Origin of the sequence: Haloprofundus halophilus (assembly GCF_003439925.1) — an archaeon.
In the GTDB taxonomy this organism is placed as follows: Archaea; Halobacteriota; Halobacteria; order Halobacteriales; family Haloferacaceae; genus Haloprofundus; species Haloprofundus halophilus.
In genome coordinates this window covers 610,956-623,455 of the sequence record NZ_QQRR01000002.1, presented here as the reverse complement: position 1 = coordinate 623,455, position 12,500 = coordinate 610,956, and the positions used below count along the sequence as shown (strand labels likewise).

13 protein-coding genes and 1 tRNA gene are annotated in these 12,500 nt (G+C 65.8%); 9 read left to right on the top strand and 5 right to left on the bottom strand.

Annotated elements, in window-relative coordinates:
- Nucleotides 1–208 precede the first annotated feature (208 nt).
- A complete protein-coding gene (gene uppS / locus DV709_RS12795; protein WP_117595314.1) occupies nucleotides 209–1,138 on the top strand; it encodes a polyprenyl diphosphate synthase in 930 nt (309 codons plus the stop codon).
- A 53-nt stretch (nucleotides 1,139–1,191) separates the two neighbouring features.
- On the opposite strand, the gene DV709_RS12790 is transcribed toward uppS, so the two are convergent.
- The gene (locus tag DV709_RS12790; RefSeq protein WP_117594811.1) at nucleotides 1,192–1,800 is read right to left on the bottom strand and encodes an undecaprenyl diphosphate synthase family protein; all 609 of its coding nucleotides are present in this window, start codon (nucleotides 1,798–1,800) and stop codon (nucleotides 1,192–1,194) included.
- Between the two features lie 162 nt (nucleotides 1,801–1,962).
- Here DV709_RS12790 and DV709_RS12785 point away from each other — a divergent pair, with 162 nt between their 5' ends.
- From DV709_RS12785 to DV709_RS12770, 4 genes are all read left to right on the top strand, one after another.
- On the top strand, nucleotides 1,963–3,276 hold the full coding sequence (locus tag DV709_RS12785) for a DUF92 domain-containing protein (protein ID WP_117594810.1): 1,314 nt from the start codon (nucleotides 1,963–1,965) through the stop codon (nucleotides 3,274–3,276).
- A 2-nt stretch (nucleotides 3,277–3,278) separates the two neighbouring features.
- Nucleotides 3,279–3,683, top strand: a complete 405-nt coding sequence (locus DV709_RS12780) for a GNAT family N-acetyltransferase (protein ID WP_117594809.1) — start codon at nucleotides 3,279–3,281, stop codon at nucleotides 3,681–3,683.
- 87 nt (nucleotides 3,684–3,770) lie between these two features.
- The gene (locus DV709_RS12775; protein ID WP_117594808.1) at nucleotides 3,771–4,280 is read left to right on the top strand and encodes an FxsA family protein; all 510 of its coding nucleotides are present in this window, start codon (nucleotides 3,771–3,773) and stop codon (nucleotides 4,278–4,280) included.
- A 127-nt stretch (nucleotides 4,281–4,407) separates the two neighbouring features.
- A tRNA-Ile gene (locus tag DV709_RS12770) sits at nucleotides 4,408–4,481 on the top strand.
- 143 nt (nucleotides 4,482–4,624) lie between these two features.
- Here DV709_RS12770 and DV709_RS12765 read toward each other — a convergent pair.
- Together DV709_RS12765 and DV709_RS12760 are read right to left on the bottom strand one after the other, a co-directional pair.
- Nucleotides 4,625–5,659: a zinc-dependent alcohol dehydrogenase family protein gene (locus DV709_RS12765; protein WP_117594807.1), complete on the bottom strand. Its 1,035-nt coding sequence runs from the start codon at nucleotides 5,657–5,659 to the stop codon at nucleotides 4,625–4,627.
- Between the two features lie 59 nt (nucleotides 5,660–5,718).
- Nucleotides 5,719–7,134: an amidohydrolase gene (locus tag DV709_RS12760; protein ID WP_117594806.1), complete on the bottom strand. Its 1,416-nt coding sequence runs from the start codon at nucleotides 7,132–7,134 to the stop codon at nucleotides 5,719–5,721.
- Nucleotides 7,135–7,411: 277 nt separating this feature from the next.
- On the opposite strand from DV709_RS12760, the gene DV709_RS12755 reads away from it, so the two are divergent.
- The 3 genes from DV709_RS12755 (at nucleotide 7,412) to DV709_RS12745 (ending at nucleotide 9,345) form a co-directional block, all read left to right on the top strand.
- Nucleotides 7,412–8,227 (top strand): hypothetical protein, encoded by an 816-nt coding sequence (locus DV709_RS12755; RefSeq protein WP_117594805.1) that lies wholly within the window; start codon nucleotides 7,412–7,414, stop codon nucleotides 8,225–8,227.
- Between the two features lie 141 nt (nucleotides 8,228–8,368).
- Nucleotides 8,369–8,608 (top strand): hypothetical protein, encoded by a 240-nt coding sequence (locus tag DV709_RS12750; protein ID WP_117594804.1) that lies wholly within the window; start codon nucleotides 8,369–8,371, stop codon nucleotides 8,606–8,608.
- A gap of 326 nt (nucleotides 8,609–8,934) precedes the next feature.
- Complete coding sequence (locus tag DV709_RS12745) at nucleotides 8,935–9,345, top strand: type IV pilin (protein ID WP_117594803.1); 411 nt, start codon at nucleotides 8,935–8,937, stop codon at nucleotides 9,343–9,345.
- A 61-nt stretch (nucleotides 9,346–9,406) separates the two neighbouring features.
- Here DV709_RS12745 and DV709_RS18065 read toward each other — a convergent pair whose 3' ends face one another.
- Nucleotides 9,407–10,597 carry a homing endonuclease associated repeat-containing protein gene (locus tag DV709_RS18065; RefSeq protein WP_198665720.1) on the bottom strand — a complete coding sequence of 397 codons (1,191 nt, stop codon included), beginning with the start codon at nucleotides 10,595–10,597 and terminating at the stop codon, nucleotides 9,407–9,409.
- A 113-nt stretch (nucleotides 10,598–10,710) separates the two neighbouring features.
- Between DV709_RS18065 and yciH the strand changes: the two genes are divergently transcribed.
- Nucleotides 10,711–11,013, top strand: coding sequence for a stress response translation initiation inhibitor YciH (yciH, locus tag DV709_RS12735; RefSeq protein WP_117594802.1), 303 nt, complete (start codon nucleotides 10,711–10,713; stop codon nucleotides 11,011–11,013).
- 29 nt (nucleotides 11,014–11,042) lie between these two features.
- Here the strand turns inward: yciH and DV709_RS12730 are convergent, their stop codons facing one another.
- Nucleotides 11,043–12,386 (bottom strand): GNAT family N-acetyltransferase, encoded by a 1,344-nt coding sequence (locus tag DV709_RS12730; protein ID WP_117594801.1) that lies wholly within the window; start codon nucleotides 12,384–12,386, stop codon nucleotides 11,043–11,045.
- Nucleotides 12,387–12,500: the final 114 nt, after the last annotated feature.

Genomic DNA, 12,500 nt, shown 5'->3' with positions numbered 1-12,500 from the left:
GCAACACCGTCGGGGGGCCCGGATAAACCCCTCACGGTTCGCGCGGGCGACTCGATGGCGTCGTCGACAAGCGTCGGCGCGCGGGCGCAGCGCCGACGAGTGCCAGCGCGCGAGTGCAGCGCCGACCGTGCTGTGTGTCGGCGTAGCGCGGTCGAAGCCGGCGAAACAGGGCACAAGACACATGTGGTGCGAGCGTGACGATGCGTACATGTTTCGGCGGGTCCGCCAGGAGTTCGCATCGGGATACGAGCGGTTGCTACGCGGTGAAGTCGGCGAGGGACCCACGCACGTCGCCATCATCCAGGACGGTAACCGCCGGTACGCAAGGCGGAACGGCGACGACGCGCCGGACGGTCACCAGGCGGGCGCAGAGACCACCGAGCGCGTCCTCGACTGGTGTCAGGAGCTCGGCATCGCCGAACTGACGCTGTACGCGTTCTCGACGGAGAACTTCGCGCGGCCGCCCGAGGAGCGCGAACCGCTGTTCGACCTCATCGAAGCGAAGCTGTACGAGTTCGCCGACGCCGACCGCGTCCACGACAACGAGGTGTGCATCCGCGCCATCGGCGCTATCGAACGGCTGCCCGAGCGGGTGAGGGACGCCGTCGAGTACGCCGAACGGCGGACGCGCGGCTACGACCGGTTCACGCTGAACATCGCGCTGGCGTACGGCGGCCGGGCCGAACTGCTGGAGGCCGCCCGCGACGTCGCCCGCGACGTCGACGCCGGCGACCTCTCGCCGGAGGACATCGACGTGGAAGCGGTCGAGAGCCGCCTCTACCGCCGGCCCGTCCGCGACGTCGACCTCATCATCCGAACCGGCGGCGACGAGCGAACCTCGAACTTCCTGCCGTGGCACGCCAACGGTAACGAGGCGGCGGTGTTCTTCTGTGCGCCCTACTGGCCGGAGTTCTCGAAGGTCGACTTCCTCCGCGGTATCCGGACGTACGAGTCCCGTGAGGCGTCGTGGCAGCGCCACCGCACCAACCGGGCCGTCGCGCTGGTGCGGTCGCTCGCCGAGGTGGAACTGGCGGAGGCCAAGACCGTCGCCAAACGACTCCGCGACCAACTGACGAGCGCCGGTGCCGCCGAGATAGACGAGGCGCTGGCGAACCACGAGACGGAACCGGCCGACTGAGACGGTCGAGAAGATACCACTGCCGCGGCGACGTTTGGGCGCTTCGCTGCTTCTCAGCGTCCAAACCGCCGCTTTCGGTCCTGGTAATCCAGCACCGCGCGGAGGTAGTCGCGCTTGCGGAAGTCCCGCCAGTTCACGTCGGTGAAGTACAGCTCCGAGTACACCGACTGCCAGATCATGAAGTCCGAGAGCCGTTCGGCGCCCGTCTTGAGCACCAGGTCCGGTTCGTCGGGGAAGACGAGACGGCCCTCGATGTCGTCCTCGTCGATGTCCTCGGGGTCGAGTTCTCCCGCCTCGACTTCGCGGGCGAGCGAGCGGACCGCCTCGGCGAACTCGTGTTTGCCGCCGAGGCCGATACTCACCTGGATGGGCGCGTCGGCGCGTTCGGTGTCGTCGGGGCCGCGGACGACCAGCGAGCGGGGGGCGTCCACGCCGCGCAGTTCGCGTTCGAGCGTCGCCACGACCGCTGGGTCGAGCACGCTCACGGAGATGGTGACGCGTTCGGCTCCGTACTCGAACGCCCACTCGAGGAACCGTTCGAGCGTCTCGTACGCGCCTTTCTCCAACAGGTCGCGCTCGGTGATGACGACGGCGACGTGTCGGGGGGACTCCGCCGTCGAACGGCGGTGACGAAGCGCGAGATACGTGTCGTACAGGGCCACGTCCGAGAGTCGTCGCCGGACCTCAAAAGCCCATCTCTCTGGCGTCCCTCCCGTCCGGGAGCCGAACGCGCGAGAGTTGATTCGGTCGCCTCCGGCGAGCCGAGACGGAGCAAAGTCCGCGATGTCGGGAGGGTTAAGTGGTCATCGGGGATACCGAGTGGTGTGACTTCGACTCTCCGACGGGCGGCCGGGTTCGCCGCCGTCGGGTCCCTCGCGTTCGCCACGCCGGTTCTCGGCATCGCAGCGGCGGTTCCGTTCGCCGTCGTCGCCGCCGTCGCCGCGTTCGTCGGCGAGGACGGCCGTCTCTTCGAGTTGTTCGCCTGCCCGGGCGACCGACAGGACGGCCGGCTGACCGGCCTACTGGGTTTCGCGCTCGCCGCGGCGGCGCTGGCGGTGCTGGCGACGGTTCCGGAGACGCGGCTGCCCGTCAGCGCGTTCGTCGCCGCCGTCGTCGTCGTCGCCTACGGCAACCTCGGCGAGCAGCTCGCCTCCCGCTGGAACGACGGGGCGTTTCACGCCGTCGCGGGTTTCACTGTCGCCGGCTTTCTGGCGGCCGTCGGCGGACAGGCGCTCGTCGTGTCCGCGACGAACGAGGCGCTCACGGTTCCGAAACTCACGTTTCTGGCGGCCGTCGGTGTGTTCGTCGCCGCGCTGCTCCGCGAGGTACTGCTCAAACACGACGACCCGCTGGTGCTCGTCTCGACCGGGCTGCTGCTGTGGCTGTTCCACGAACTCCCTATCGACGTCTCGCCGCTGGAGGTCGCCGCCGCGCTCGCGCTGACTGTCGTCCTCGGCTACGTCTCGTACGCGCTCGGCACGGCGTCGGTCGCGGGGATGCTCACCGGCATCCTTCTGGGCGTCCTCACTATCGTTCTCGGCGGGTTCGGCTGGTTCGCCGTCCTCATCACGTTCTTCGGCGTCGGCGCGCTCTCGACGAAGTTCAAGTACGAGTCCAAGCGCCGACGCGGCGTCGCCGAGGAGAACGACGGCGCGCGCGGAAGCGGGAACGTGCTCGGCAACGCCGCCGTCGCGATGGCGGCCGTGCTCGGCTACGCCGCGACCGAGCAAGCGGGCGTCGAGTTGCTGTTTCTGTTCGCGTTCGCCGGGTCGCTGGCGACGGCGATGAGCGACACGCTGTCGAGCGAAGTCGGCGGCCTGTTCGACACGCCGCGACTCATCACCACGCTCCGAGAGGTCGAACCGGGGACCGACGGCGCGGTGACCTGGCAGGGCGAACTCGCCGGACTCCTCGGGGCCGTCCTCGTCGCCGCCGTCGCTGCGCTCACGTTACCGTTGGCTCCGCCGCTCGTTGGCGCGGTCATCGTCACGCTCGGCGGCGTCGGTGGGATGACGGTCGACAGCCTCCTCGGGGCGACGGTCGAGGGGAACCGTGTCGGCAACCAGGCCGTGAACTTTCTGGCGACGCTTTCGGGTGCGGTCGTGAGCATCGCGCTCGCCGCGCTCCTGCTTCTGTAACCGTGATTCGACCGGCCCGAACCGCGGAGTACCCCGCGCTCGCGTCGATACAGACGTCGCTGGCGGAACCGAACCCGGAACTGCTTCACTGGGCCGTCGACGCCGGGAACGTGTTGGTGTCGACCGCCGACGGGCGACCGGTCGCCTACCTTCTCGCCGTGTACGGCGAGTCGGTTCACGTGGCCGAACTCGCGGTCCGGCCCGACCGCCGCCGAGAGGGCCGAGCGAGCGCCCTGCTGTCCCGTCTGGTCTCGTCGCTCGGGGCCGAAACCCGAGTCACCGTCGCCGTCGAACCGGAGAACGGGGCGGCGAGAGCGCTGTACCGTTCGATGGGGTTCGAGCGGGTGAGACGGGACGAGTCGTACTTCGAGGGCGGCGCGGCGCTGATACTCGCTCGACGGACGTGAGTGGCCGTCTACGGGTCGGTACCGGCCGAAAACACGCGACAGGGTCACGTCACAAAGGCTATCAGGCCGGAACTGATAGCGAGAGGTATGCGGACTCGCTGGATAATCGTGCTGCTGTTGCTCATCCCCCTGAGCGACGCGCTGTTGCTCGTCCCCGTCGCAGGCGAGTTGGGCTATCTCCCGACCGTCGCACTCGTCGTACTCACCGGACTCGTGGGGATGATGCTCGTCCGCGCGGAGGGCCGGACGACGCTCGCGCGCATCCAACAGCGACTGGCGATCGGCGAACTCCCGGCGAACCAACTGCTCGACGGCGGCCTGCTCATCGCCGCGGGCGCGTTCCTACTCACCCCCGGTCTCGTGACCGACGTTATCGGGTTCCTGCTGGCGATTCCGGTGACCCGGTACCCGATTCGCACGGTCATCAAGCGCTACGTCGTGAAACCGTATCTCGATAAGCAGGCCGACGGCTTCGTCTCCGGCGGCGTCTGGACCGGCGGATTCCCGTACCCCGACGAGGAAGACGACGTGTACGACGTCGACTCGAACTCGTATCGGTTCGACGACGACGACGCGAGCACCGACCGGTCGAACTGATTCTCCGGCGAGTGGCGGCAAAATAGACCGCCGATAATCGAAAGACGGCAGTGCCACGGCCTACCGCCGTTGGGCGAAACAGAAACCCTTAAACAAAACACCGCGCAACTACTGAATGCGCTCAGTTGGGCCAATAGCTCAGTTAGGTTGAGCGCTCGGCTGATAACCGGGAGGTCCGCGGTTCAAATCCGCGTTGGCCCATCCCTTTGGCGACGAAGGGCCGCATACTCCCCAGCCAACTAATCTCGTTCCCACACCCGATAGCGACCGTTCTACCGTCCGTAACGCGTCCACGGTACGTCCACGACACGTCGACGATACGGGTGCGACCCGTCTCGGCCGTTCTACCGCTGCGGGTACACCATCTTCTTGAGTCCCTCGCGGTTCTCCATCTGGTCGAACGCCGTTCCGAGTTCGTCGAGACCGAACTCGTCGGTGACGAGCGCGTCGACGTCGACGCGGCCGGTCTGGAGCAGCCTCACCGCTCGTGCGAACGTGTCGGGCGTGAGCGAGTACGTCCCGATAACTTCTCGCTCCTCGAAGAACAGGTCGAACGCCGGAAGTTCGACCGTCGCGTCCTCGGGCGGGACGCCGAAAACGAGCGTCCGCCCGCCGGGTCCGGTGAGCGCGTGCGCCTGCTCGACGAGGGCCGGGACGCCGACCGCTTCGATAACGACGTCGACCGGCCCGACGAGGTCGTCGACCGTCGATTCGAGGTCCCCCTCGGTCGGGTCGACCGCGTGGTCCGCCCCGAGTTCGAGGGCCGCCTCCCGGCGCTCGGCGACTGGTTCGGAGACGACGACGGCTCCGGCACCGCTCGTCCGGAGCAGTCCGACGAGGAGCAAGCCGATAGCCCCGGCCCCGACGACGACGACCGTCTCGCCGCTCGTCAGATCGATCTGGTCGAGACCGTTGATGCAACAACCCAACGGCTCGGCGAACGCCGCGGTCCGGTAGTCGAGGTCGCCGATACGTTCGACGTTCGCCGCCGGCGCACAGACGTACTCGGCGAACGCCCCGTCGACGGTGTGTTTCGCCGCCCCGCCTATCGACGTGAGGTCGGTGCAGAGGTTCTCGCGTCCGGATTTGCACATCCGGCACTCGTGGCACGGGACGGAGGGGTTGATGGCGACGCGGTCGCCCGCCGTGAAGGCGCCGCCGTCGCCGACGTCGTCGCCAACGGCGACGATTTCACCGGCGCACTCGTGACCCGGAACCAACGGGTAGTCGACGGAGAGCGAACCGCTGTACATGTGAACGTCGGTCGCACAAACGCCGCAGGCGTTGACCGCGACGAGCAGTTCGTCCGACCCCGGAGTCGGTCGCTGTCCGTCTCTGAGTTCCAGCGTCCGGGTGTCGGTCAGTGTGGCGCTCTTCATGGGTTGTCTACCGAGAGAACAGCGTTGGGCGAGTTAAAACACGGTATCGAGACGCGAGCCTACGTCGTCACGTCGAACGGGGGTTCGACGTCCTCCGGAAGCGGCGTCTCGTAGGCGTCGCCGCCGATCTCCGTCTCGAACTCCTCGCGCGCCGCTTCGACCGTCTCCGGACTCGTCAGCAGGTCGTACGTCGCCCCGGCGAGCACTTTCGCCGTGAACGCGACGCCCTTCAGCCCGAAGTCGCCGTTGGCGGCGACGACCTGCCAGGAGTGGCCGGGCGCGCCGACGGGCCACGTCGCCGCCGTGAACTGGCCGGTCGGCGTGATCCAACTCACGTCGGCGACTTCCGTCGAGCCGTGGGTCTGGTGGTCGCGGTCGAACGGCTCCACGGGTTCGGGATGTAGCGACTTCTCGCGTATCTCGTCGTACAGTTCGTCGGGGACGGTCGAGAGCCCCGACTCGATTCGGTCGTCGGGGACGGTCGCCTTGAGCTCGGCGGCGAACTCGTAGTCGGCGTCGTCGTACGGAATCGGGCCGACAGCCTGCATGTTCCGCCAGATGACGTCGGAGACGACGTCGTTGGCGCGGTAGTCGTAACAGCCCGTGAGGAACCGTTCGGTGACCTCGGTCTGCGTCATCAGCGCCGCCGCCTCGGCGATGTCGCGGAGCCACTCGGTGTTGCGCTCGACCTCCTCGCGGTCCGGCGCGCGGACGTAGTGCCACACCGTCGCCTCCGCGGGGACGACGTTCGGGGCTTCTCCCCCGTCCGTGATGACGTAGTGCATCCGCGCGTCGTCGGAGATGTGTTCGCGCATGTACTCGACGCCGGTGTTCATCAGTTCGACCGCGTCGAGCGCGCTCCGACCCGAGTCCGGCGACCCGCCCGCGTGCGCCGCCTCGCCCTCGAAGGTGAACATGACGGAGTCGAGCGCGTTCGACGAAGCCATCCGCGGCGTGCTGAGGTCGCCCGGGTGCCACGTCAGCGCCGCGTCGAGGTCGTCGAAGACGCCCGCGCGGGCCATGTACGTCTTCCCGACCAGCGTCTCCTCGGCCGGGCAGCCGTAGAAGACGACGGTCCCGGGGAGTCCCGACTCGTCGATGGCTTCCTTCACTGCGACGGCCGCGCCCGCCCCGGCGGTGCCGAAGAGGTTGTGGCCGCACCCGTGGCCGGGGCCGCCCTCCTCGACGGGGTCGCGTTCGGCTTCGACCTTCTGTGAGAGCCCCGGGAGCGCGTCGTACTCGCCGAGGATGCCGACTCTTGGTCCGCCCTCGCCGTAGGCGGCGACGAACGCCGTCGGCATCCCGGCGACGCCGCGTTCGACCTCGAACCCCTCACCTTCGAGGAACTCGACGAGCGTCGCCGCCGACTGCTCCTCGTGAAGCCCGAGTTCGGGCGTCTCCCAGATACGTTCCGCGACGTCGACGAGGCGCGGTTCGTTCTCGTCGACCCAGTCGAACGCCGTTTGCTTGCTCATAGCTCACACACGACAAAACCCTCGATAAGCCTGCGTTCTCCGGAACGTGTCGCCGGTTCGCGGACGAGGGGAGCGGAGAACTGAGCGTCGACGGCGGTGACCGAACGGTCGACGATAGCGGAGGGGAAAGAGGAGGAAAGAGGGGAAACGGGGGTAGCGTCGGTTCTGTACTCGCTCGTGCAGCCGTAGCCGGGAGCACCGACGACGTTCGCCAACCACGCCGGGGGTCAGGATAATGGACAGGTTGATACCGCCGGACTGACGAGCGAGGACGACGATGCGGCATCTCGACGCGACTCCCCCCGAGCGGACCAGCCTGTTCCACGGACGAGCGATTCGTCTCCCGATGCCGAGCGTCGAGGCCGAACTGGAGTTCCACCGCAACATGTGGCGAGTCGCGGAGGGACTCGAACGGAAAGCCGAGATGGTCGCCGACCCGCGGGCGTCGGTTCACGAGGCGTGCGACCAGCAGTTCGAGCGCATCAAAACCAGCTACGAGACCACGCTCGAACGGTTCGTCGGCGACGAGTACGAGTCGGTCGCTCACGCGTACCTCGAAGGCGAGCGGTCCGACGGGCGGGCGGCGCTCGCGGGGTATCTCTCCGAGGCGTTGTGGCGGCTCCAGCAGCTGTACTCCGTCTCGAATCTGACCTTCTTTCCGGTCGTCCTCCGGTATCCGCGCTGCTGTACGATCAACGCGCGGTTCGTCCACGGACAGGTAGTCGAGAACACGATTCAGTACGAGTCTCCCGAGCACTCGGCGGTCTGTCCGGACGAGTCGTACGCCGACATCTACCACGGCGAGAGCCGCTGGTCGCAGAAACAGGCGGCCGAACACCTCGCGGCGAGCGCGCAGGCGATCCGCGACCGGTTCCCCGACCCCCGGGAGACGCCGGACGACGAGCGACGCGCCGGAGGAATCGTGAGCGTTTTCGGACGCCGCGGGTCGACGTTCACCTCCGGACTGGAACTCGTCGAGGCCGACCCGGACCGCTTCGACGACGACGTCGAAGAGCCGACACTGGTCACCGAGAGTTCGGTCGCCAGATGCACGGAGCGCGAGTGGCTGCCGCGCGGAGCGGCGGTTCTGTGACCGACGAGCGGACAGTTCAGAACAAAAGACCTACTACAGCCACCTTCCGATGAACGACAGAAACTGCATGAGACACCTGCGGAGCGCACGAGTAGAGACGGGGGGAACCGACGCGACGAAGCGGCCTACGGGAGGGGACCGATGAGCGACTCGCCGTCGTTTTACGACCCGGCGGACGCCCGCTCGGACGTCCACATCCCGGACTGCGAGGTCTGCGGCTGCGACACGGTGTTTATCGGTGTGACGCCCGCCGACTACGAGTACCATCTCATCCGGGACCACGACTACCTCGGCGGCTTCACCGCGTCGCAACTGCGCTACGCCGTCGAACGCGGCGTCGAGCGAGCGAAAGCGCAGGAACGCGAACCGCGCGACGACTGAACCGAGCGGCGCGCTCGACGCGGTAGGCGACCTCTACTCGCCGTCCGCGCTCGAACTCACGTTCCGTCAGTTCGGCGAAACGAAACCGACGCGTTGTTCCGAAATTCTGGATGTAGAGCGCTCAACAGCCGATGGTAACTTTCGATGACTGTGTTTATGACTACAGTATTCAAGCCCTAAATTTATATGGGATGGGTTCATTCGGATGAACAAGACACACCAATGAGACAGAACGTATCCGGGCAGGGTGTCACCGCCCGGGGCACACGGGTCCCCCGCATGGCGGGGTACAGTGCCTCTACTCAGACGGTGTGTTCGAGACAATCATGAACATTAAGAAATTGTTTAACGACGAACGTGCGGTCAGTCCTGTCATAGGTGTTATACTTATGGTGGCGATTACGGTTATTCTCGCGGCTGTCATCGGCACGTTCGTCCTCGGACTGGGGGATCAGGTTGGTAACAATGCGCCACAGGCGAGTTTTGACTTCAATTACAACAATGACGGTTCGGAAGTCACGATTTCGCACGCTGGGGGAGCAACTGTCAACACCGATGAACTCTCAATCATTGTTGACGGTGGAGAGGAAACGGTAACGTACAGCGACACACGAGTTAGCAGTGGTGAGACTCTTACTACGGTTAGCGGATTGAGTCCCGGAGATAAGGTTACGGTTGTTTGGGAGAACCCGTCCGGCGGTTCCACGACCATCATCGCCGAATCCACTGCACCGTAGACTCAACAAATAGACTCTACTTTCCGTTATTTTTGTACCTTGAGCTACGCATAAACAGAGACTACAACTCTCGCTCTGCTTCGGTATGGCAATCTCGACAAAGAGAAATCAGATTTTCTAACCGATTGGCTTCTGATGGCTCATCGAACATCCTAAATTTCGTTTTGTGGTGGACATGGAGTCCACCAGTTTGCGTGTCCCGATGCTCTTCATCGCTCATCCCACATCGTTGGCATTCGTATCCGTCACGTTCCAATGTTCGACGGCGTTGCGCGTACCACCGCGGCCCGTAGTAGGTGACAGTCCCATCTCCGTCTATTTCACGCGGAGGTTCGAAGCCAGCGGCATTGAGTGCTCGACTCCATGAGCCAAACTCCCTGACGAACGGTGTATGTGACCACCGGCCGTGTGCGATAGCATCCCCTCGCCTTGGTACACGTTCCAACTCGTTTGAAAGGTGGTTTAGCTCCTTAAGCAAGTCATCTCTAGATACTCGTCCCGCTGGGTTACCGTCTCGTTTCTGAAGCCCAGCAGCATCCCAGGCAGCAGACCACGACCCAAATGTGGTGAGATACGGCTGAGCAGAGAACCGGCCATGCTCGTCCATCTGTTCTACCGTCGGCGGATACCCCAATCCGTCAGCAAGCGTCTGTAGTTCCGCTACCAGTGTCGACACCTCGTAGCCGTTCTGATGATTTGGTTCGAAGCCAACAGCCCGCAGTGCACTTGACCACGAATCGAAAACACGATAGTACGGCCGCTGCGAAAACGACCCCAGTTCGTTCATCTCCTCCTGTGTCGGCGGTTTTCCCAACTCCTCCGCCAGTCGAACCAACTCGTCTCGCAACTCCTCTCTCGAAATCCGCCGACTCGTTCGCCGTTCACTCTCCAAGCCAGCCGCTTCTTTTACGTCGCTCCACGACCCGAACCGTCGGAGATACGTGTGTCCCGAAAACTCTCCTCGTTCCTCCATATCCTCGAATCTCGGGAGTCGGTCCAGTTCATCGTCCAACTCTCGCAGCGCGCGAATCAGCCGCTCCTCGGACACCTCGTTCTCGTGGTTCGTCGTCAGTCCGGCCGCTTCGAGCGCGTCGTTCCACGACCCGAAGACGCGGTAGTACGGCGACGACGACCGAGGACCTTCTTCGTTGAATCGCGTCCGAGTCGGTGTCTCACCTATCTCCCGCGCAAACTCTTGCAGTTCGGTGAGTAGCGCAGCACGCTCGGACTCTTCGTCCTCACCAACAGACATCTACGGCAGAATTATTCGCATTCAGTCAAAAACGTTCGCCACACCGTCGTCGGTTGTGCATACTCTTCGCCACCTGACAACAGAGCCTTCAGGCGCGGCAGCCTACACACACTGTGGCAAAGGACAAAGACCTCGGTTCGATCTCCGGACTCCCGGACGAACTCGGCATCGACGACGACCTCGCGCGCACCCAGCAGGTGCTCACCGTCTCCGTGGACACGCGGCGCTACGGCAAACCCGTCACGCTCGTCGATGGGTTCGAGGGCGACACGGACCTGAAGGAACTCGCCTCGACGCTGAAGCGGAAACTCGCCTGCGGCGGCACCGTCGAGGACGGCGTCATCGAGTTGCAGGGGAACCACAAGGAGCGAGTGCCGGACATCCTGCGCGAGCAGGGGTACACCGTCGAGACCTGAGCGGAGTCGAAGAACCCGAGCGCGCCGAGTCAGAAGAACTCGTGCAGGAACACGTTTTCCGTCGGATAGAGACTATCGAGCGTCGCGACCGCCTCCGCCGCCTCCGTCGACCCTCCCGCCTCCATCGCGTCGGCGTCGGTGACGCCGTCGGGCAGTTCGAGTCGGCCGTCGTCTCGCAACTGCGGCGCGGAGCGCGCCCCAACGAGAATCTGCGAGAGCGCGCCGATACCGAGACGGAGCGAGGGGGCGGCGTCGGTTCGCTCGCAGGTGACCCCGGACCCGTCGGCGCGTAGCTCGAAGGTGTCGTCGTTCCACGCGCAGCGGTCGTCGACGACGGAGAGGACGACCGCGCCGGTTTCGTGCTCCGGAACGGGCGTCGACTCGACGGCGTCGACCACGTCGACGACGCGGACCATCGGTCCCGGACGGCGTTCGACCGTCGCCGCCCGGGGGTCCGAGAGGCGGAACAGCAGGTCGCCGCCGAGCGGTCCGTCGAGTCGGACGCGGTCGACCTGCGAGTCGTGGTCGCGGCAGAACCGAAGCAGGTGGCGCTCGGCGTCGGCGTCGACGCCGACGAGTTCGCGGACCGCCATCGTCTTCTCGTTCTCGGCGTCGTCTCTCTCGACCGTGTAGACGAGATACCCCCGAAGGTCGCCGTCGGCGTTCTCCCACCCGTAGACGTACGGTTCGGTTCCCCAGCGGTCGAAGATGCGGTGTCGCCACCAGCCCTCGGTCCGTCTGAGCGCGAGCGTCTCCGTCGCCGCCTCGCGGTGGACGGCGTCGACGGTTTCGTACGCCTCGACGTCGATGCGGCGGAATCGACCGCTCGCGTCGGCCGCGTCGTCCGCGTTATCAGCGTCGGCGTCGTCTGCGTTGTCAGCGTCGGCCGCGTCGCCAGCGTCGGCGACGACCGAGGAGAGTTCGCCCGGCGGCACGGTCGTTCGCTGGTAGGTGTTCGTCGTCGCCCAACCGAACCGCACGTAGAAGGCGTACTCGAACGGCCAGAGCGCGGAGAACGGAACGTCTTCGTCGCGGAGTTCGCCGAGGAACGCGTCGAGCATCCACCCGATGTGGCCCTGTCGGCGCGTCTCCGGCGGCGAGGCGACGGCGGCGAGGCCGCCGACGCGACGGGTCGAACCCCGAATCAACATCGAGAAGTTGTACCAGCCGCAGACGGCGCGGATGTCGTCGGCGTCGAGCGCGTCGTCGGGCGTCCCCGCGTCGGCGTCGGCGTACACCGCCCGAGGCGAGTAACTGTCTGGGCGCTCCGGCGGGTCGTCGTCGAGTTCCGGCCCCGCCTCGGGGCGGAACGCGTACTGGAGCGTTCGCCGGACGGCGTCGCGATGCGCCTCCGGTAGCGGTCGGTAATCCATGCGATGGCGTCGGAGTCGGCGTACAAAGCCTTCCTGGTGGCGTGCGACCGGCGCTCACGGGAGCGGTTGGGGTAGCGGCCGAGTCGGGAACGCGCCCCCGAAACCGAGTGATTC

Bases quoted from the DNA above. Each gene is read 5' to 3' on its own strand.
- uppS (WP_117595314.1), top strand. From the start codon at position 209: ATGTTTCGGCGGGTCCGCCAGGAGTTCGCATCGGGATACGAGCGGTTG.
- DV709_RS12775 (WP_117594808.1), top strand. From the start codon at position 3,771: ATGCGGACTCGCTGGATAATCGTGCTGCTGTTGCTCATCCCCCTGAGC.
- DV709_RS12765 (WP_117594807.1), bottom strand. From the start codon at position 5,659: ATGAAGAGCGCCACACTGACCGACACCCGGACGCTGGAACTCAGAGAC.
- DV709_RS12760 (WP_117594806.1), bottom strand. From the start codon at position 7,134: ATGAGCAAGCAAACGGCGTTCGACTGGGTCGACGAGAACGAACCGCGC.
- DV709_RS12755 (WP_117594805.1), top strand. From the start codon at position 7,412: ATGCGGCATCTCGACGCGACTCCCCCCGAGCGGACCAGCCTGTTCCAC.
- DV709_RS12750 (WP_117594804.1), top strand. From the start codon at position 8,369: ATGAGCGACTCGCCGTCGTTTTACGACCCGGCGGACGCCCGCTCGGAC.
- DV709_RS12745 (WP_117594803.1), top strand. From the start codon at position 8,935: ATGAACATTAAGAAATTGTTTAACGACGAACGTGCGGTCAGTCCTGTC.
- DV709_RS18065 (WP_198665720.1), bottom strand. From the start codon at position 10,597: ATGTCTGTTGGTGAGGACGAAGAGTCCGAGCGTGCTGCGCTACTCACC.
- DV709_RS12730 (WP_117594801.1), bottom strand. From the start codon at position 12,386: ATGGATTACCGACCGCTACCGGAGGCGCATCGCGACGCCGTCCGGCGA.